Genomic DNA, 17578 nt, shown 5'->3' with positions numbered 1-17578 from the left:
TCGTGGCAAGTTCAAACCCACTGAATACAATCACGGTCGGCGGCGTAACCCAGAAACTGTCTGACTACGAGGCAGCGCAGAATCAGGCGAAAGCGAAGGACAAGAAGAACGACGCTCTTGGAAAGGATGCTTTCCTGAAACTGCTCGTCACGCAGATGAAGTATCAGGATCCGCTCGATCCACAGGACAACAGCGAGTATCTTTCGCAGCTCGCACAGTTCTCCGCACTCGAACAGATGACGAACGTCTCCAAGGGGCTTGAGAATGTGTCGAAGATCGTCGATAACATCAACTCCTCCGTCCTCGTCGGTCAGCTGAGCAGTATGATCGGTCAGCCTGTCCAGTGGCAAACCGAGGTAAAGGACAGCAACGGAAAGGTCATTAAGGATAAGGATGGGAAGCCAACGACAAAGACCTACGAGGGCAAGATCATCGGCGTGAGCATCTCCGACGGTCAGCCGAGCGTCATTGCCGACGTGAACGGCGAGTCGCATCAGGTTCAGGTTTCGCAGATTGTGCGCGTCGGTCGTCTCAAGGCATCGCCCTGAGGATCATCGCATAAAAACCGTGAGGACGCATCTCGTGTGTCCTCACGGTTTTTTGTGAGTAAGACAAGGGAATCACTAGGTTGTCTGTGCTTTATCGCTTGGACTGTCAAAACGCCGGATCAGGAACTGCTGGAAGCAGACCGCAGGTGGGGGGAGCTGTCGCTGCGTGTTCCAGGCAACACCGACTGCTCGCTTACAAATCGGGAACGAGACGGGGATGTAACGCAGCTCCGGATGCTCGACCCCTGCGAGTTTTGGCAGGAGGCTCACACCGAGCCCCGCTGCGACCAGCCCCGACATCGTCGACACATCATCCCCCTCAAAAGTGATCTCTGGATGAATGCCCGCGAGGTCGAAGAACTGGTCGACGAGGATGCGCAGGCTGTAGCTGCTCTTCATTGCGATGAGCGGCTCATCCACAAGTTCATTCAGATTGATTCTTTTTCGCTCGGCAAACGGATGTCCGAGCGGAACCGTGACAAAAAGCTCCTCTGACCAGAGATAGACCCAGGCGCTGTACTCCGTCGTTGGAATCGTGGAGCAGAGGCAGAGATCCGTTTCTCCGGCGGCGACCTGCTGCGCGAGTGTCGCCGAATCCTGCTGGTTCAGTTGGATGCGGATATCGGGATAGAGTGCGCGAAAGTCCTGCAGTATATGCGGCAGAACATAGCTGCCGAGTGAGTGAATGAAGGAGAGGCGGAACTCCTTTGAGACCTCCGCATTCGCGTTGCTTGCTTCCTCACGGGCACTATCCACCTCGCGCAGGATGCGATCCACGCGGCGCAGGAGACGTTCTCCCTCCGGCGTCACTTCAATCTCGCCCTCGTGACGCTTGAAGAGGGGGACGCCGAGATCCTTTTCCAGCTTTGCCATCGAGCGGCTGAGTGCGGGCTGTGTCACGTCCAGCATCCGCGCCGCGCGCGTGTAGTGGCGGATGTTTGCCATAACTTGAAAGTATTTTAATTGTGCAAGTTCCATTCAGTCATTCCTTTCTGGTATTCTATTATATCTGTAGAAAGAGTAACATACAATGTAGAAAAAGTAATTATCTATATAGCTTTTTCATATTTTTTATTACCGATTGGTATAATATGCGCTTATGCAGAAAGTACTCAGTCTGCATGAAATTTCCAAGGTTAATTTTTTTTTTGTGAAAAACGATATATTTGATAGGGTAAAATATAATTTGTTATATAAAAATGAAAGGAAGAGGATCATGAGAATCGAGCAAACGTCAACGGATGTTCTTGGGCGGATGAATCAGACGCAAGGTGCAAAGAAACATAATGCGGGCGACTTTGCGTCGGTGCTTTCATCGGTTCAGTCCGACCAGACGGAGAAGGCAGCGGAGAAAGAGTCGAACCCGAGGAATCCTCTCGGTATTCCCGACGAGGAGTATCGGTGGCATTTCATCGGTCTGCGTTATGATGCCGATCACGTTGTATATTTCCCGCCGCATGACGCTCCGGTCGAGCAGCAGCGTGCTTGGTATGAAGCCGTCAAAGGCTTATCTCATTTGGAGATGCAGTTGTTCACGTCGGATATTTCCTTGGCTTTGCGCGGTGAAAAAGATTACCTCAGCTATGATGAGATGACCGAAAAAATCCAAAAGCTCGGCTATCGCGGCGTTCTGGAAGAAGGTCAAAAATGGATGAAGGAAGTTGCACATGACAGCGCCGGCGTTGTAGATGAGGAGAGCTTTGCGATCATCAAGCGCCATCTCCGTCTGTATGATGAGCTTCTCGATGCATTTATCAAGGCGAAGAAGGACGACAGGTGAGATCTGTTTCAACAAAATGATTCATGCGGGGAGGTTTCCTTTGCTTCTGCGAAAGAGCGGCAGAGCAGAGGGAACTTTCTTTTTTTCATATATGCGGTCTATGCAGCTCTGTATGCTGCGCGATCGGCTGCATAATTTTATCTTGACAAGTTCTATATGTTCTGTTAATATATCTCATGTCGCAGACAGCGCGAGAAGTGAATATGGAGTGGTACTCAAGAGGCTGAAGAGGACGGTTTGCTAAATCGTTAGAGTGGGTAACCGCTGCGAGAGTTCGAATCTCTCCCACTCCGCCATTTCTATCCTAAGCCTTTATCGGGCTTTTTTTATTTTTCGTTTTCAAGGAGATGTTTACATGGAGATGCAGGGAACGCCGCCATCCTTTATCGAGCGGTATTTCAAAATCCGCGAAAAGGGCTCGACCGTGCGCACGGAGCTGCTTGCAGGAGTAACGACCTTTATTGCAATGGCGTACATCCTCTTTGTCAATCCGAATATTCTCGCGGATGCGGGGATTCCAAAGGACGCGGCGATTGCCTCGACGATCTGGATTGCGGCACTCGCCTCTCTGGCGATGGGCGCATTTGCGAACTATCCCGTTGCGCTTGCGCCGGGCATGGGACTCAATGCGTTCTTTGCCTACTACGTCTGCGGTGTGCTCGGTCTTCATTGGACGGTCGCGCTCGGCGCGGTGTTCTTCTCGGGCGTACTCTTCCTCATTCTGACGATTGGCGGGATTCGGCAGGCGATCATCAATGCCGTACCGCGCGATCTGAAACTCGCGATCAGCGTCGGCATCGGACTTTTTATTGCATTCATTGGACTCAAGGGGACGGGGCTGATCGTGGAGAATTCCGCGACGTATGTTTCGCTCGGTCATGTGACCGCACCGACGACACTGCTCTCGCTCTTCGGGCTGCTCTTTACGGCGGCACTCATGGCACGCAATGTGCACGGTGCGATCCTCATCGGCATCTTTGTCACGACGATTCTTGCGATGCTGCTCGGTATGACGCCTGCGCCGCAGGGACTTGGCGATATCATCAGCACGTCGCTTCCGCACATGGGAGCGACGTTCGGTCAGCTCGATCTCGCAGGTGCGTGGAACTACGGTCTTGTTTCCATCATCTTTACGTTTACGGTGGTGGAGCTGTTCGATAATATGGGGACGCTGATCGGCCTTACCACAAAGGCGAAGATGGTCAAGCCCGACGGGCATATCGAAAACATCGACAAGGCTCTGACGACGGATGCGGTTGGTACCATGGTGTCCGCCGTATTCGGTACGTCCACGGTCACATCCTACATCGAGAGTGCGGCGGGCATTGCCGCCGGCGGACGTACGGGGCTTACGGCGGTCGCAGCGGGGGGGCTGTTCCTTGCCGCTCTCCTCTTTACGCCGCTCATCGGACTTGTGCCCGCGTTTGCGACGGCACCCGCGCTGATCCTCGTCGGCGCACTGCTCATGTCCGAGGTCGGCAAGATTGATTTCAGTGATTTTACGAATGCACTTCCGGCATTCCTGACGATCATCATGATGCCGCTCACGTCGAGCATTGCGAACGGCTTTGCGTTCGGCTTCATCAGCTATACGATCATGAAACTCTTTGCAGGGCAGTACAAGAAGGTCAGCTGGATCATGTATCTCGTGTCCATTGCCTTTCTGATCAATCTGGCACTGCGTTCGTAACGTACGGGGAGGGACTTGCAAATGAAACGGTGGCTTGCATCCGTCCTTGCGGGCGCAGTGCTCCTCACAGCACAGTTTTTTGCGGGCTGTACATCCGCACCCGCCTCCGATGCGTCGAATGCACAGGCGGCGCAGGGAGAGATCACGGTCAAGGTGCTCAATATTGGGCAGGGGGACTCCATTCTCATCCAGACGGGTGAGAAGAATATCCTCGTCGATACGAGTGATGTGGATGAGCGTGACAAGCTGCGCACGGAGCTAAAAAAGGCAAATGTCAAGAAGATCGACACTGTTATCCTCACGCACCCGCACGCCGATCACATCGGCGGCATGGATGTCCTGCTCGATGAGTACACGGTCGGTATGGTCTACGACAATGGCATGCCCTCGACCTCGAAGCTCTATCTCGGCTATGTGAAAAAGCTGAAGGAAAAGAAGATCGAGCGCAAGGGTCTGGTTGCGGGGGATCGCGTTGATCTGGGCGGCGGCGCCGTGTTCGAGGTGCTTGCCCCCTCTGCCGATCTTGTGAAACAGGGGAATGTCAAGGGATATAAGCACGACCCAAACAATGAGTCCGTAGTCGGGCGGCTCGTCTTTGGAAATTTCTCCATGATGCTCACGGGCGATGCGGAGAAGAAGGAGGAGCAGGACATTCTTGCCGTGGGCGATGCCAATGTGAAGAGCACCATTCTGAAGTCCGGACATCACGGCAGCAAGACATCCTCCTCGCCGGACTTCCTGCGCGCTGTGCAGCCGGAGGCGGCACTCATCTCCTGCGGCGTGAACAACGACTACGGACATCCGCACAAGGAGACGATGAAGAAGTACCACGCATTGAATATTCCCATCTACGTGACGGCAGTGAACGGGACAATCACCGTGACGAGCGATGGAAAAACATATAAGATTGCGGTCGAACAGGGGGAGAAACAATGATTTCGGCTTATCTTGATCGCTTTGAAGGAAAATACGCCGTGCTTCTGCTCGGCGACGCGATGGAAAAGGTAAATTTCCCGCGCAGTTTTCTCCCTGCAGATATCTCCGAGGGAGACTATCTGACGATCTCGATGGAGCGCGACGCAGCAGCCACGGAGGCTGCCGAGGCGGAGGCTCTGGAACTCTTGAAGGAATGATCTGGAGGTGTTATTGGCATTGATGCGGTGGAGTGAAAGGTTGCTGCTCACCGTGGCAGCACTTTTTGTCTGTTTCACAGTCCTTTTGACGGGAACGGGCGAGGCAAAGGGGAAGACCTGCCGCCTTATGAGCATAGAGAGTCATGAGGTGGAGGTGGATGGGCGTGCAGCCGTGCGCATTCAGATCGGAACGAACCGCACGGGACTTTTCTGCACATACAAATTAAATGAGCAAAATGAGCTGATTATCTCACTTGAGGATGTGAAGTTCGATAAAAAATTCCCGCAGGAGTACGTTCCGAGCGGGAAGATTGCAGAACAGATCACTGCAACGACAGTGGGAAAGCGCAATGCGCTTCTCACTGTCCATGCGGCAGAGGCACTTTCCCATGCCGATGCCTATCGTGTCTACACCATGCCAGGCGATCCGCATGGAAAGGCAAAGGAGTATCTCGTGATCGATCTCCTTGCGCCTCTGCCGCCTCCGCCGCCCAGTCCCGCACGCGGGCACACGGTTGTCCTTGATCCGGGGCATGGGGGCAGCGACTCGGGCGCAGTCGGCTACACGGGCATACGCGAGAAGGATGTTGCCTTAGCCGTTTCTCTGCGCACAGAGGAACTACTGCGGCGTGCGGGTGCTGAGGTCATTATGACGCGCACGGAGGATGTGGATGTATCCCATGCGGGCAGTTCGGCCTCGCAGGAGCTTCAGGCACGCGTCGATGTCAGTCTTGCGCACCCGGAGGCGGAACTCTTCCTCTCCGTACACTGCAACTCGTTCACGAACCCAGAGGCGCATGGCATGGAGACCTACTACTATCCGAAGACGGATGCGGATGAGCGTTTTGCGACCTTGCTCAATGAGGAACTCGCGGCAGCGGGCGGACTCTACAATCGCGGTGTCAAATACGCGCGTTTCTATCTTCTGCGGCATACGGAAATCCCTGCCTCACTGGTGGAGCTCGGCTTTCTCTCAAATCCCGACGAGGAGGCACTGCTTGCCGATGGCGATTATCAGGCGACGCTCGCACAGGCTCTGTTTCATGCCATTGAGCGTTATTTTGAGTAAAGGGGGGAGCATCGGAGATGTTTCTGCAAATGAGAAAGATGACACATACCGTTGCTGCGGTCAGTGCCGTAGGCATTCTTGCCCTCACGGCAGGCTGCACAGATGAGCAGAAGGAACCGCAGACGGGAACTGCCGCCCAGACGGAGCAGACAAAGGATGCCGGAGCACCCGCTGCTGCAGCATCAAAGGAAGTCAAGGTGAATGTCTACTATCCACGGGATGATGGCACGGGGCTTCTTCCTGTCAGCCGTACGGTGAAGCTGGAAAAAGAGGATAAGTATACGGCTGCACTCAAGTCTCTCCTCACGGGTACGAAGGAAAAGGGACAGACGAATGTCATTCCAAAGAAGGCAAAGCTGCGCAGCGTTACCGTAAAGGACGGCGTTGCCACGGTGGACTTCTCAAAGGAGCTGCAGCAGAACTTCAGCGGTGGATCGACGGGGGAAGAAATGCTCGTCGGCTCGATTGTGAACACGCTGACGGACTTCCCCGAGGTGAAGAAGGTGCAGATCCTCATTGACGGTGCATCTGTAGAGACGCTGTCGGGGCATTTGGATCTCTCCGAGCCGCTCCCGCGCATGACGGAGCTGCTGAAATAAGGAAGCTTGTCATTTGCGTATTTTTGTGATACGATACAAATAGAATTGCGGGCGCTATGCTCTTTGCATGTCCGCATCAGGGGGAACACGCGTTTGCGTGCTCCTATATGAAAATAGCAGGAGGTTGTTTCATACAATGAAGGTTACGGCAGAGCATGGTGAAAACCGCGAGGTCACTCTGACGATTGAAGTTGAGCAGGCAAAGCTTGAGAAGGCGACGGACGGCGCGGCAAAGCGCATCTCCGCACGCGTCAACATTCCCGGCTTCCGCAAGGGAAAGGCGCCGCGCAAGATCGTTGAGAATTTTGTCGGCAAGGATGCGATTGTTCAGGAGGCGTTTGAGGGCGTTGCACAGCAGGCCTTCGAGGATGCGCTGACGGAACAGAACATGGAGCCTGTGACGCGTCCGGAGATCGACATCGTGACCCTTGAAGAGGGCAAGGATGTCGTCTTTACGGCGAAATTCACGCAGCGCCCCGAGGTCACGCTCGGCGACTACAAGGGGCTGACGGTGGAGAAGCCGGAGGTCACCGTATCCGATGAGGAGATTGATCGTCAGATCGAGGGGATGCGCCAGCACCAGGGAACGCTCGTGGATGCACCGGCAGATGCCGCAGTCAAAAAGGACGACTTTGTAACGCTTGACTTCGAGGGCTTCGTGGACGGCGAAGCGTTTGAGGGCGGCAAGGGCGAAGACTATCCGCTCCAGATCGGGTCGGGCAGCTTTATTCCGGGCTTTGAGGATCAGCTGATCGGCGCAAAGATCGGTGAGGAGCGTGAGGTCAGCGTCACATTCCCCGAGGAGTATCACGCAGAGAACCTCAAGGGAAAGCCTGCGATATTCAAGTGCACGGTGCGCAGCATCAAGTCGCGCGAGCTGCCGGAGCTGAATGACGAGTTTGCCAAGAAGGCGAGCAAGTTCGAGACGCTCGCGGAGCTGCGTGAAGATATCCGCAAGAACCTCACGGAGAGTGCGGAGCGTCAGGCTGAGGTCGAGCGCCGCACGAAGGCGATCGACATGGCGACGGATAACTGCACGATGGAGATACCGCCGGTCATGGTGGACAACCGTGTTACGGCGATGATTCAGGAAATGGCGCTGCGCCTTGAGCAGCAGGGGATGAGCCTTGAGCAGTATCTCCAGTATGCAGGTCTTGATATGGCGCGTATCCGTGACGAGTATCGTGAGACGGCGGAGAAGAACGTCCGCACGGATCTCATGCTTGAGGAGGTCGCAAAGGCTGAGGGAATCAAGGTCGAGGGAAGGGATCTTGATCAGGAGGTCTACGCGATGGCATTGTCCTATGGAGCAACGCCCAAGCAGGTTCAGAAGATCATCAAGGAGCAGGGGCGTGTCAGTGACCTTGCTGCGACTGTTCTGCGCAAGAAAACGGCGCAGTTCATCGTGGACAACATCACGGCATAAGGGATCCCCTGTGGGGAGGAACACATGAGTTATTATGTACCAATGGTGGTGGAGAACTCAAGCCGAGGGGAGCGTGCTTATGACATCTACTCCCGTCTGCTCAAGGAGCGCATCATCTTTTTGGGTGGTCCGATAGACGATGCAGTTGCTAACGTCGTTGTGGCGCAGCTGCTCTTTCTGGAGTCCGAGGATCCCGATAAGGACATCCACCTCTACATCAACAGTCCGGGTGGTGTCGTGACGGCAGGGCTTGCCATCTATGACACGATGCAGTACATCAAACCCGATGTTTCGACGATCTGCATCGGGCAGGCAGCGAGCATGGGCTCCATCCTTCTGACGGCGGGGGCTGCAGGGAAACGCTACGCATTGCCGCATGCACGCATCATGATTCATCAGCCGCTCGGCGGTGCGCAGGGACAGTCGACGGATATTCAGATTCAGGCGAAGGAGATCCTGCGCCTGCGTGAGGTCGGCAACAACATCTTGGCGCAGCATACGGGGCAGGATCCAGAGAAGATCAATGTCGATACGGAACGCGACAACTTTATGTCGGCGGAGGAAGCCAAGGCGTACGGGCTGATCGACGAGGTTGTCACCCGTCCCAAGGCTGCAACCACGGAGAATAAAGGCTGAGGGGGTGTGACGCGATGAAATTTGGAGAGGAAGACAAGGGGCAGCTGAAATGCTCATTCTGCGGCAAGACGCAGGAGCAGGTGCGGAAACTCGTAGCCGGTCCCGGTGTCTATATCTGTGATGAGTGCATCGAGCTCTGCAATGAAATCATAGCAGAGGAATTCAGTGAAGACGCTGAAATCGGACTCAAGGATGTTCCGAAACCGAAGGAAATCCGCCACATTCTCGACCAATACGTCATCGGTCAGGACGAGGCAAAGAAGTCGCTGTCCGTTGCTGTCTACAATCACTACAAGCGCATCAATGTGGGGCAGGGGAAGAATGAGGATGTGGAACTGAAGAAGTCCAACATTCTCATGATAGGTCCCACGGGCAGCGGCAAAACGCTGCTTGCGCAGACGCTCGCGCGTATTTTGAACGTGCCGTTTGCGATTGCAGATGCGACCTCCCTCACAGAGGCGGGCTACGTCGGCGAGGATGTCGAGAACATTTTGCTGAAATTGATACAGGCAGCGGACTACGACATCGAAAAGGCACAGCGCGGCATCATCTACATCGACGAGATCGACAAGATTGCACGCAAGTCGGAGAATCCATCAATTACCCGCGATGTCTCGGGCGAGGGTGTTCAGCAGGCGCTTCTCAAGATCCTCGAAGGAACGACAGCGTCCGTGCCGCCGCAGGGCGGGCGCAAGCACCCGCAGCAGGAACTCCTGCAGATTGATACGACCAATATCCTCTTTATCTGTGGCGGTGCGTTTGACGGCATTGAGGAGATCATTGAGTCGCGCCTTGGGAAAAAGCAAATGGGCTTTGGCGCCGAGGTGCGCTCGAAGAAGCGCGTTTCGGTTGGCGAATCGCTCAGCAAGGTGATTTCCGAGGATCTGATGAAGAATGGGCTGATCCCTGAGTTCATCGGGCGTCTGCCGGTCGTTGTAACGCTGAACTCGCTCGATGAGGCGTCACTTGTACGCATTCTGACCGAACCGAAGAACGCACTCGTCAAGCAGTTCCAGAAGCTCTTGGAGCTGGACGGTGTACGGCTCACCTTTGATGATGATGCGCTGCATCTGATTGCGAAGGAAGCACTTACGCACAAGACGGGGGCACGTGGACTCCGTTCCATCATCGAGGGCATTATGCGCAACGTCATGTACGAGGTGCCCTCGATTCAGGGGGTAACGGCGTGTCAGGTCACGAAGGATGTCATTGCGAACCACAGTGACCCCATCCTAACCATCGACGGTGCCGGCGCACAGAAGATGGCGGCGGCAAACTAAGGGAATCACTGATAAAATGAGGTTCGTCAGATTGGCGTAGATTTTTTCGTCCGATTGAGGCGGCAAACCGGACGCATAGCCAAAGCTATGTGGAGGATTTGCTAACGAAAAGCGGGCAAAAAAGATGCGCTAAGATGGCGCGGCTGAATTTATCAGTGCTTCCCTAACACGATACTTTACGAAAGGAGCTCTGCACTGCGGCGCTCCTTTTTTCATACGGGAATACTCCCTTTACATAGACGGAAGGAAATACGATGTCCGAAAAACGAACGCTCCCGCTCCTCCCACTGCGTGGCTTGGTGGTCTACCCGCACATGATGGTCAACCTCGATGTCGGGCGTGACCGCTCGGTTGCCGCCATTGAGAGCGCGATTGCGGGGGACAGCAAGATCCTCGTTGTGGCGCAGCGGGATCCGGAATGCGATGACCCGACGGCGGACGATCTCTATAGCGTTGGTGCTGTTGCGGAGATACGGCAATTTCTTCGCATGCCCGAGGGGGTTCTGCGCATTCTTGTCGACGGACAGAAGCGCGCAGAGATCCTTGCCATTCGGGAGGGCGATGCTTATGCCGAGGCAGATGTGCATGAGATCGAGGAGTCGGGGGACGAGCCGCAGGGGCGGGATATCGAGGCACTTGTCCATGGCGTCACAAGCAAGTTCGAGGAATGGGTGAAACTCTCGCACAAGATTCCGCCCGAGGCACTTGTTTCCATCTCCATCATGGAGGATATGGGACGCCTTGCAGACATCATCGCAAGCCATCTGAGCCTCAAGCATGAGGTGCGGCAGGATCTGCTTGCCGCCATCGATGTACGAACCCGTCTCGAACGACTCTACCAGGCACTTGTGCACGAACTCGACATCATGGGGATCGAGAGTGAGATCAACCGTCGCGTACGCAAGCAGATGGACAAGGTGCAGCGCGATTTCTATCTGCGCGAGCAGATTAAGGCAATCCGTAAGGAACTCGGCGATGATGAGGACAAGGCAGCCGAGGTGGATCGCTATCGGGAGGCACTGGCGGCAAAGGAGTTCCCCGATGCCGTACGCGAGACCATCGAGCGCGAGATACACCGTTTAGACATGAGCCATGCGATGAGTGCGGAGGTCGGCGTCATTCGCAACTACCTCGATACGCTCATTGAATTGCCGTGGTCGGAGGTCACCGAGGAGCACGTCGATATGACGGCGGCGCAGAAAATTCTTGAGCACGATCACTATGGACTCGAAAAGATGAAGGAGCGCATCCTCGACTATCTCGCTGTACGGCGCCTTGCGCCCGAACAGAATGCGCCCATCCTCTGCCTCGTTGGTGCGCCCGGCGTCGGCAAGACCTCACTCGGTGCCTCGATTGCGCGCGCGATGGGGCGCAAGTTCATCCGCATCTCGCTCGGCGGCATCCGCGACGAGGCGGAGATTCGCGGACATCGGCGCACCTACGTCGGCGCAATGCCGGGGCGTATTCTCGAAGGAGTTCGTCGAGCAGGAACGAAGAACCCCGTATTCCTGCTCGATGAGGTCGATAAGATCGCGATGGATTTCCACGGCGACCCGTCGGCGGCACTCCTTGAGGTGCTCGATCCTGCGCAGAACTGCACATTCAGCGATCACTTTGTCGAGCTGCCGTTTGATCTCTCGCGCGTATTCTGGATCGTGACGGCGAACAATGCCGCTAAAATTCCATCCCCCCTGCGCGACCGCATGGAGATCCTGAACCTCTCAAGCTATACTGAATTTGAGAAAATTGAGATTGCACGCCGTCATCTCCTGCCGCGCCAACGTACGCAGAACGGACTTAGGGCAAAGGACATCCGCGTGAATGCGGGCGTTTGGCCGGAGATCATCCGCTCCTATACGCGTGAGGCGGGCGTGCGTGAACTGGAGCGCGTGATCGGTCAGCTTTGCCGTAAGGCAGCGCGCCGTATCGTCGATGATGTGAAGCCGCCCATCGTGGTAACGAAGACGAACCTCGCAGATTTCCTTGAGCGTCCGAAATATCACGCGGCACGGCAGGCGAAAAAACCGCTTGTCGGTGTCGTGACAGGGCTCGCATGGACGGAGGTCGGCGGTGATGTCCTGCGCACCGAGGTCAACATCATGCGCGGCAAGGGCAAGCTCATTCTCACGGGACAGCTCGGCGAGGTCATGCAGGAGTCGGCGCAGGCGGCACTCTCCTACGTGCGCAGCCGTGCGGGTGCACTCCATCTCGCCAAAGACTTTTATGAGAAGGACGACATTCACATCCATCTGCCCGAGGGTGCCATACCGAAGGACGGCCCCTCAGCCGGCATCACGATGGCGACGGCGATGATCTCCGCGCTCACGGGGCGCAAGGTACGCTCCGATGTTGCCATGACAGGGGAGATCACACTGCGCGGAAATGTTTTGCCCATCGGCGGGCTTAAGGAAAAGACGCTCGCTGCCTACCGTGAGGGGGTAAAGACCATCGTTCTGCCGCAGGAGAATGCGTGTGATCTTGAGGACATCCCCGATGCCGTCCGTGCCTCGATTGAATTTGTGCCCGTTGCGCACATGGACGAGGTACTCAAGATTGCTCTGTATAACTAGGAGGTGTGGACGTGCCGGAGCCGGTTGTTATCACAAAAGCCACCTATCTCGCCTCCGCCGTGCGGCGGGATCAGTACCCCGAGGAGCGGCGTCCCGCCGTCGCCTTCATCGGGCGTTCCAACGTCGGGAAATCCTCGCTCATCAACTCACTGACGCGCATTCGTCAGCTTGCACGCGTCTCCTCGAAGCCGGGCAAGACGCAGACCATCAACTTCTACGAACTTCTCCTCAAGATTGATGGGGGAGAGGAGCGGCATCCCGTTCATCTCGTCGATCTGCCGGGATACGGCTATGCAAAGACCTCACGCGAGAGCCGAAAGGTCTGGGCGAAGTTTATCGAGGAATACTTCCTCCATGCGGAGGAGCTGCGCTTTGTCTGTCTCCTGCTCGATATTCGTCATACGCCGATGGAATCCGACCGCCGCATGTTCGACTGGCTTGTAGAGCATGACATCCCCGTGCTCGTCATTGCCACGAAGGCGGACAAGATCGGAAAGAATGCGCGGCGCGTGCAGATCGCGGCGATGCAGAAGGCACTCGGCGTACCCGAGTTAACGATTCTGCCTTACGCATCTCCGAAAAATGAAGGTCGTTCAGAATTACTTGACGTGATGAAGGAGTATCTGGTAGAATAGGCAAAGAAATGAACGGGGTTCATATTTCTGTATTGGAATCCGCCCATGAGCAAGGCAGATGCACGACCGGCAGAAAGATGTACTGCCGGTCGTGTGTATTATGGGGGATGATATTGTGAATTCACTTACGGATTTTGACAAGCGGCTGCTGAACATACTGCAGGGCAACCTGCCGCTGTGTTCGCGGCCATTTGCGCGTTTGGGCGAGATGCTCGACACAACGGAGGAACACGTGCTCAGCCGCTTGGACGAGCTGAAACGCGAGGGTTATCTCCGACGGATCGGGACATTCTTTAACTCGGAACAGCTTGGCTACCATGGGACGCTCATTGCACTGCGCGTTGCGGAGCAGCATCTTCCGGCGGTGGCACAGGCGGTCAACCGTTACGCTGGGGCGACGCACAACTACGAGCGCGAGGGGGACTACAACCTCTGGTTCACACTGCTGACGCCCTCGCGTGCGGCAGAGGAGAAGATCCTTGCCGAGGTTGCGGCACTGCCGGGTGTCGAGGGACTGATGAGCCTCAAGGCGAATCGCCGCTATAAGATCAACGTGCAGTTTAAGCTTGCATAACCGTGGGAAGGTATCGATATGACAGAAGAAATTGAGATCAGCGAACTCGATCAGAAGATCGTCCGCCTCTTGCAGGGGGATTTCCCCCTTGTTGCAGAGCCGTATAAGGTGCTCGCCGCAGAGATCGGCATTGCGGAGGAGGAACTGCTTGCACGCATTGCCGCCCTGCGTGAGGAAAAGAAGATCCGCAAGATGGGAGCCGTTCTGCGCCACCGCGAGGTGGGCTTCACGGCGAACAGCCTCTGCGTCTGGAACGTGCCCGATGAGCGCGTGGATGAGGTTGCGCGGCGCATGGCGGAGCACCCGCGTGTCTCGCACTGCTATGACCGCAACCGTACGGACGACTGGAAGTACAACCTCTATACGATGATCCATGGTTACAGTCGGGAGGAATGCGAGGGGATCGCGGCAGAACTCGCTGCAGCCACCGGCATTGAGGATCGTCGTATGCTCTACACCAAGAGAGAGTGGAAAAAAACGTCGATGAAATATTTTACGGAGGAATAAGCCGGATGCGTTGACATCATGGAATATAGGCAGGAGGCAAAATATCATGGCAAAGCGAATCACGATCAATATTAACGACGATGAGCAGAAAATGCTTGAAAAAGTGGTGCAGATGTATGATTGCAGTATAGCATCGTTGATTAAGAACTTTGCATTTGAAAAAATCGAAGATGAATATGATGTTTCTGTTCTTCGTGAGTTTGAAAAGCGTGAAGCAGAGGGAAAGAGCAAAGTTCGTCCTGCAAAAGAATTTTTCGCTGAATGTGGTATGTAGATGTATACGTTTAGTACGGATGAAAATTTTGAGAGAGAATTTAAGAAACTCGATAAAACCGTTCGAGTAATGATAACGCAGTGGATTAAGAAGCATCTGATGGACTGCGACAATCCACGTGCATTTGGGAAAGCCCTGGTAGGGAATCTAAAAGGGTATTGGCGGTATCGGATTGGAAACTATCGTCTCTTGGCGATCATAAAAGACGATGAACTCATCATTGTTGCCATAGAAATTGAGCATAGGAAAAGTGTATACAAAAGAAAATGAGTGTCAGCGCTCTTATGAATGTAGAATGACACATGAAAAAGCCCCGAAGGATCAATGTTAATCCTTCGGGGGTTTGTTTGTCGTTTACAGCGCGAGAATCTGATCGCGCAGTCCTGCAAGCTGCTCCGCAGAGGGGACGTAGAGCATGCGCACCTTGTCCATGACAATCTCGCAGCCGCCCGCCTTCAGCTCATCTTCGATCTGCTGGATGCTTTGCCCGCCCCAGCCGTAGGAGCCGAATGCGAACGCCTTGCGTCCAATCGGGGCAAGCCCCTTCATATAGCAGAGGAAGCCGGCAATGGTCGGGAGCATCTGATTGTTCAGCGTCGGCGAACCAACGGCGAGATAACGGCTCGTGAGTATATCCGTCATGATGTCGGCGTGCTTATTCTTTTGGATGTCGTAATAGCCGACGGAGAAGCCCTTGTCGATGAATGCCTCAAGAATTGTATGCGCCATCATCTCCGTGGAATGCCACATGCTGTCAAAGACGATGACTGCACGATCCTCGGTCTCGCCGAGCGACCATTTGTTGTAGAGATCAATGATCTCGGGGATATGCGAACGCCACAAAATGCCATGACCCGTGGCAATCAGTTCGATGTCGAGTCCGTGCAGAGCCTTGAGTGCCGCCTGCGCCTGTCTCCCATAGAGGAAGAGGATGTTCGCGTAGTACTTCTTTGCCTCCTCGATGACGATGGAGAGATCATTCTCATCGTCATAGCGTTTGCCGGAGGCAAGGTGCTGGCCAAAGGCGTCGTTCGAGAAGAGGATCTTTTCCTCGGGGCAGTACGTCACCATGCTGTCCGGCCAGTGGAGCATCGGGGTCGGGACAAACGCGAGCGTGCGCTTGCCGATGGAGAGCGTGTCGCCCGCCTTGACCGTTTCGTAGGGCAGTTCACCGTAGTAGGCGCGCAGCCCTTTCAGTCCGTTCGGTGCGCTCGTGACGACCTTCGCGTTCGGTGCAAGCTCGGCGATGAGCGGCACGCCGTACGAGTGATCCGGCTCGACGTGGTTCGAGATGATGTAGTCAATCTGCGATGGGTCAATGACAGAGGAGATGCGCGCGAGCATTTCCTCCTCGAAGCCGCGCTTGACCGTGTCGATGAGGGTGATCTTTTCGTCTATGATGAGGTAGGCATTGTAGGAAGAACCGCGCTGCGTGTCGTAGCCGTGAAAGCTGCGCATCGACCAGTCGATAGCTCCGACCCAGTAGATATTGTCCCGGATTTTTATGGCGTTCATAGATTGCTCCTTTCAACGATAGAATCATATATAAAACTTATAGCTTCTTTCTATAAATAAGAACTATATTTATAGAAGTATTCTAGCTTAATTACAAATCTTTTGCAACAGGAATTTCAGCGTATTTTTCTCCACAGAAACGGCAGAGTACAGGGCACTATGATAAATGTTACGGACAAAAGCAAATGCAGTACTCCTAAGCAAACCCTAGTGGAGCAAGCGGCGTAGAGTGTGCGACCCGCCCCCTGCGGATTTTAACCGTTCAAGCGCAGCGCGTTTGGAATCCGCAGGTATTTAGGCGGACGAGCACACGTCCGCTTGCGTAACGAGGGTTCTGCGTGGAGTACGCATCGCGAATCCGTAACAGTTCCATAGACCCGAGTTCGGGCACTTTCTTGACAGATGATTTTGTATACGATATAATATTTACAACGAAAGCCACGTAAAACCAGGAAAAAACGACTAGAAAAGGAAGGACTTTCATGCTAGAAAGAATTCTGGTCTTTGATACCGAGACAACGGGTTTTCGCAGCGACGATGAGGTGCTGACGCTTGCTGTCGTAGATGGAAGCGGAACGACTGTAGTGGATGGGATGTACGCGCCCGTGCGTAAGACGGCGTGGCCGGATGCGGAGAAGATCAATCGGATCTCGCCCGCAATGGTTGCAGACTGTCCGCCGATTCGTGCGCAGCAGGCGCAGCTTGAACAGATCTTCAATGATCCGGATACCCTGCTTGTCGGCTATAATATCGAGTTTGATATCCGTCTTTTGAGACAATCCGGCATTCGCATCACGAATCCGAACCGCCATGATGTCATGCTTGCCTTTTCGGAGTTCCGCAAGGTTCCCGATGCGCGGCGCGGCGGTTATCGTTGGTGGAAGCTCACAGAATGTGCGGCGTACTACCGCTATGACTGGGGCATGACCGAGGCACACGGAGCACTCGCAGATACGCTTGCGACGCTCTACTGCTACCAAAAAATGCAGCAGCCCATATACGAGGAGCAGAGCCTGTTTTAACGCAAAGCAAGGAGAGGAGGGGGTGTGTTATGGCAAAGAGTCCATACGGGGACACTCCGAGTCCCACAGAGTCCATACGGGAGCGCAAGCAGAGGGAACTGGAACGGCGTCTTGCACGCGTGCGGAAACGCCGCGCCTCCTATCAGCGCAAGATTATCGGTACCGTCGTGGTGTTCTTCATCATACTTATCATTCTTTGCGCACTTCTGCCCAGCGACGATTCGACCGGCTATGACGAAAAGTGGAAAAAGCCGGTGAACGACCGCCAGACAAGAATTTTGCAGAGTTTGCAGGATAATTTTAAGTAAGTACTTGCCATT

Annotated in this window: 21 protein-coding genes and 1 tRNA gene; 20 read left to right on the top strand and 2 right to left on the bottom strand. The window is 54.7% G+C overall.

Annotated features, from left to right (window positions below):
• Positions 1-2: 2 nt before the first annotated feature.
• Positions 3-548, top strand: a complete 546-nt coding sequence (locus tag C8273_RS07510; protein WP_106627120.1) for a flagellar hook assembly protein FlgD — start codon at positions 3-5, stop codon at positions 546-548.
• 75 nt (positions 549-623) lie between these two features.
• On the opposite strand, the gene C8273_RS07505 is transcribed toward C8273_RS07510, so the two are convergent.
• Positions 624-1526: a LysR family transcriptional regulator gene (locus C8273_RS07505; RefSeq protein ID WP_106627119.1), complete on the bottom strand. Its 903-nt coding sequence runs from the start codon at positions 1524-1526 to the stop codon at positions 624-626.
• A 121-nt stretch (positions 1527-1647) separates the two neighbouring features.
• On the opposite strand from C8273_RS07505, the gene C8273_RS07500 reads away from it, so the two are divergent.
• The 17 genes from C8273_RS07500 to C8273_RS07420 all read left to right on the top strand — a co-directional run bounded on the left by C8273_RS07500 (position 1648) and on the right by C8273_RS07420 (position 14991).
• A complete protein-coding gene (locus C8273_RS07500; RefSeq protein WP_234343942.1) occupies positions 1648-2328 on the top strand; it encodes a hypothetical protein in 681 nt (226 codons plus the stop codon).
• 205 nt (positions 2329-2533) lie between these two features.
• Positions 2534-2624 (top strand) — tRNA-Ser (locus tag C8273_RS07495).
• Between the two features lie 59 nt (positions 2625-2683).
• On the top strand, positions 2684-4018 hold the full coding sequence (locus tag C8273_RS07490; RefSeq protein WP_106627117.1) for an NCS2 family permease: 1335 nt from the start codon (positions 2684-2686) through the stop codon (positions 4016-4018).
• A 21-nt stretch (positions 4019-4039) separates the two neighbouring features.
• Positions 4040-4954: a ComEC/Rec2 family competence protein gene (locus tag C8273_RS07485; protein WP_106627116.1), complete on the top strand. Its 915-nt coding sequence runs from the start codon at positions 4040-4042 to the stop codon at positions 4952-4954.
• Positions 4951-5151, top strand: coding sequence for a DUF3006 domain-containing protein (locus tag C8273_RS07480; RefSeq protein ID WP_106627115.1), 201 nt, complete (start codon positions 4951-4953; stop codon positions 5149-5151). Before C8273_RS07485 ends, C8273_RS07480 begins: the two co-directional genes overlap by 4 nt.
• A gap of 22 nt (positions 5152-5173) precedes the next feature.
• Positions 5174-6220, top strand: a complete 1047-nt coding sequence (locus C8273_RS07475; RefSeq protein ID WP_106627309.1) for an N-acetylmuramoyl-L-alanine amidase family protein — start codon at positions 5174-5176, stop codon at positions 6218-6220.
• Positions 6221-6249: 29 nt separating this feature from the next.
• Entirely contained in the window at positions 6250-6819 is a 570-nt protein-coding gene (locus C8273_RS07470) for a GerMN domain-containing protein (protein WP_407695408.1), read from the top strand.
• 136 nt (positions 6820-6955) lie between these two features.
• Positions 6956-8245: a trigger factor gene (tig, locus tag C8273_RS07465; protein ID WP_106627113.1), complete on the top strand. Its 1290-nt coding sequence runs from the start codon at positions 6956-6958 to the stop codon at positions 8243-8245.
• 24 nt (positions 8246-8269) lie between these two features.
• On the top strand, positions 8270-8881 hold the full coding sequence (gene clpP / locus C8273_RS07460) for an ATP-dependent Clp endopeptidase proteolytic subunit ClpP (protein WP_106627112.1): 612 nt from the start codon (positions 8270-8272) through the stop codon (positions 8879-8881).
• Between the two features lie 14 nt (positions 8882-8895).
• Positions 8896-10161: an ATP-dependent Clp protease ATP-binding subunit ClpX gene (gene clpX, locus C8273_RS07455; protein ID WP_106627111.1), complete on the top strand. Its 1266-nt coding sequence runs from the start codon at positions 8896-8898 to the stop codon at positions 10159-10161.
• Between the two features lie 53 nt (positions 10162-10214).
• Entirely contained in the window at positions 10215-10328 is a 114-nt protein-coding gene (locus tag C8273_RS13175) for a secretion protein HlyD (RefSeq protein WP_106626817.1), read from the top strand.
• Positions 10329-10415: 87 nt separating this feature from the next.
• On the top strand, positions 10416-12731 hold the full coding sequence (gene lon / locus C8273_RS07445) for an endopeptidase La (RefSeq protein WP_106627110.1): 2316 nt from the start codon (positions 10416-10418) through the stop codon (positions 12729-12731).
• Between the two features lie 11 nt (positions 12732-12742).
• Positions 12743-13366: a ribosome biogenesis GTP-binding protein YihA/YsxC gene (gene yihA / locus C8273_RS07440; protein ID WP_106627109.1), complete on the top strand. Its 624-nt coding sequence runs from the start codon at positions 12743-12745 to the stop codon at positions 13364-13366.
• Between the two features lie 100 nt (positions 13367-13466).
• Positions 13467-13940: a siroheme decarboxylase subunit alpha gene (gene ahbA / locus C8273_RS07435; protein ID WP_106627308.1), complete on the top strand. Its 474-nt coding sequence runs from the start codon at positions 13467-13469 to the stop codon at positions 13938-13940.
• Positions 13941-13958: 18 nt separating this feature from the next.
• A complete protein-coding gene (gene ahbB, locus C8273_RS07430) occupies positions 13959-14447 on the top strand; it encodes a siroheme decarboxylase subunit beta (protein WP_106627108.1) in 489 nt (162 codons plus the stop codon).
• Positions 14448-14493: 46 nt separating this feature from the next.
• Positions 14494-14721 carry a type II toxin-antitoxin system RelB family antitoxin gene (gene relB, locus C8273_RS07425; protein WP_106627107.1) on the top strand — a complete coding sequence of 76 codons (228 nt, stop codon included), beginning with the start codon at positions 14494-14496 and terminating at the stop codon, positions 14719-14721.
• A complete protein-coding gene (locus tag C8273_RS07420) occupies positions 14722-14991 on the top strand; it encodes a type II toxin-antitoxin system RelE family toxin (protein ID WP_106627106.1) in 270 nt (89 codons plus the stop codon). It begins immediately after the preceding gene.
• Between the two features lie 84 nt (positions 14992-15075).
• Here the strand turns inward: C8273_RS07420 and C8273_RS07415 are convergent, their stop codons facing one another.
• A complete protein-coding gene (locus C8273_RS07415) occupies positions 15076-16236 on the bottom strand; it encodes an FprA family A-type flavoprotein (protein ID WP_106627105.1) in 1161 nt (386 codons plus the stop codon).
• A gap of 482 nt (positions 16237-16718) precedes the next feature.
• Between C8273_RS07415 and C8273_RS07410 the strand changes: the two genes are divergently transcribed.
• Together C8273_RS07410 and C8273_RS07405 are read left to right on the top strand one after the other, a co-directional pair.
• Positions 16719-17258 (top strand): 3'-5' exonuclease, encoded by a 540-nt coding sequence (locus C8273_RS07410; RefSeq protein ID WP_106627104.1) that lies wholly within the window; start codon positions 16719-16721, stop codon positions 17256-17258.
• Positions 17259-17287: 29 nt separating this feature from the next.
• Positions 17288-17566: a hypothetical protein gene (locus C8273_RS07405; RefSeq protein ID WP_106627103.1), complete on the top strand. Its 279-nt coding sequence runs from the start codon at positions 17288-17290 to the stop codon at positions 17564-17566.
• Positions 17567-17578: the final 12 nt, after the last annotated feature.

Source organism: Candidatus Centipeda massiliensis, assembly GCF_900290285.1.
Taxonomy (GTDB): Bacteria; Bacillota; Negativicutes; order Selenomonadales; family Selenomonadaceae; genus Centipeda; species Centipeda massiliensis.
The sequence above is the reverse complement of the archived record's forward strand: the minus strand, read 5'-3'. Positions and strand labels throughout refer to the sequence as shown.

Excerpts from the sequence above, each read along its gene's own strand:
- ahbB (WP_106627108.1), top strand. The coding sequence starts at position 13,959 with ATGACAGAAGAAATTGAGATCAGCGAACTCGATCAGAAGATCGTCCGC.
- ahbA (WP_106627308.1), top strand. The coding sequence starts at position 13,467 with ATGGGGGATGATATTGTGAATTCACTTACGGATTTTGACAAGCGGCTG.
- tig (WP_106627113.1), top strand. The coding sequence starts at position 6,956 with ATGAAGGTTACGGCAGAGCATGGTGAAAACCGCGAGGTCACTCTGACG.
- C8273_RS07405 (WP_106627103.1), top strand. The coding sequence starts at position 17,288 with ATGGCAAAGAGTCCATACGGGGACACTCCGAGTCCCACAGAGTCCATA.
- C8273_RS07410 (WP_106627104.1), top strand. The coding sequence starts at position 16,719 with ATGCTAGAAAGAATTCTGGTCTTTGATACCGAGACAACGGGTTTTCGC.
- clpP (WP_106627112.1), top strand. The coding sequence starts at position 8,270 with ATGAGTTATTATGTACCAATGGTGGTGGAGAACTCAAGCCGAGGGGAG.
- lon (WP_106627110.1), top strand. The coding sequence starts at position 10,416 with ATGTCCGAAAAACGAACGCTCCCGCTCCTCCCACTGCGTGGCTTGGTG.
- C8273_RS07505 (WP_106627119.1), bottom strand. The coding sequence starts at position 1,526 with ATGGAACTTGCACAATTAAAATACTTTCAAGTTATGGCAAACATCCGC.
- C8273_RS07415 (WP_106627105.1), bottom strand. The coding sequence starts at position 16,236 with ATGAACGCCATAAAAATCCGGGACAATATCTACTGGGTCGGAGCTATC.
- clpX (WP_106627111.1), top strand. The coding sequence starts at position 8,896 with ATGAAATTTGGAGAGGAAGACAAGGGGCAGCTGAAATGCTCATTCTGC.
- C8273_RS07485 (WP_106627116.1), top strand. The coding sequence starts at position 4,040 with ATGAAACGGTGGCTTGCATCCGTCCTTGCGGGCGCAGTGCTCCTCACA.
- C8273_RS07420 (WP_106627106.1), top strand. The coding sequence starts at position 14,722 with ATGTATACGTTTAGTACGGATGAAAATTTTGAGAGAGAATTTAAGAAA.
- C8273_RS07490 (WP_106627117.1), top strand. The coding sequence starts at position 2,684 with ATGGAGATGCAGGGAACGCCGCCATCCTTTATCGAGCGGTATTTCAAA.
- C8273_RS07475 (WP_106627309.1), top strand. The coding sequence starts at position 5,174 with ATGCGGTGGAGTGAAAGGTTGCTGCTCACCGTGGCAGCACTTTTTGTC.
- C8273_RS07480 (WP_106627115.1), top strand. The coding sequence starts at position 4,951 with ATGATTTCGGCTTATCTTGATCGCTTTGAAGGAAAATACGCCGTGCTT.
- C8273_RS07500 (WP_234343942.1), top strand. The coding sequence starts at position 1,648 with ATGCAGAAAGTACTCAGTCTGCATGAAATTTCCAAGGTTAATTTTTTT.
- relB (WP_106627107.1), top strand. The coding sequence starts at position 14,494 with ATGGCAAAGCGAATCACGATCAATATTAACGACGATGAGCAGAAAATG.
- C8273_RS07470 (WP_407695408.1), top strand. The coding sequence starts at position 6,250 with ATGAGAAAGATGACACATACCGTTGCTGCGGTCAGTGCCGTAGGCATT.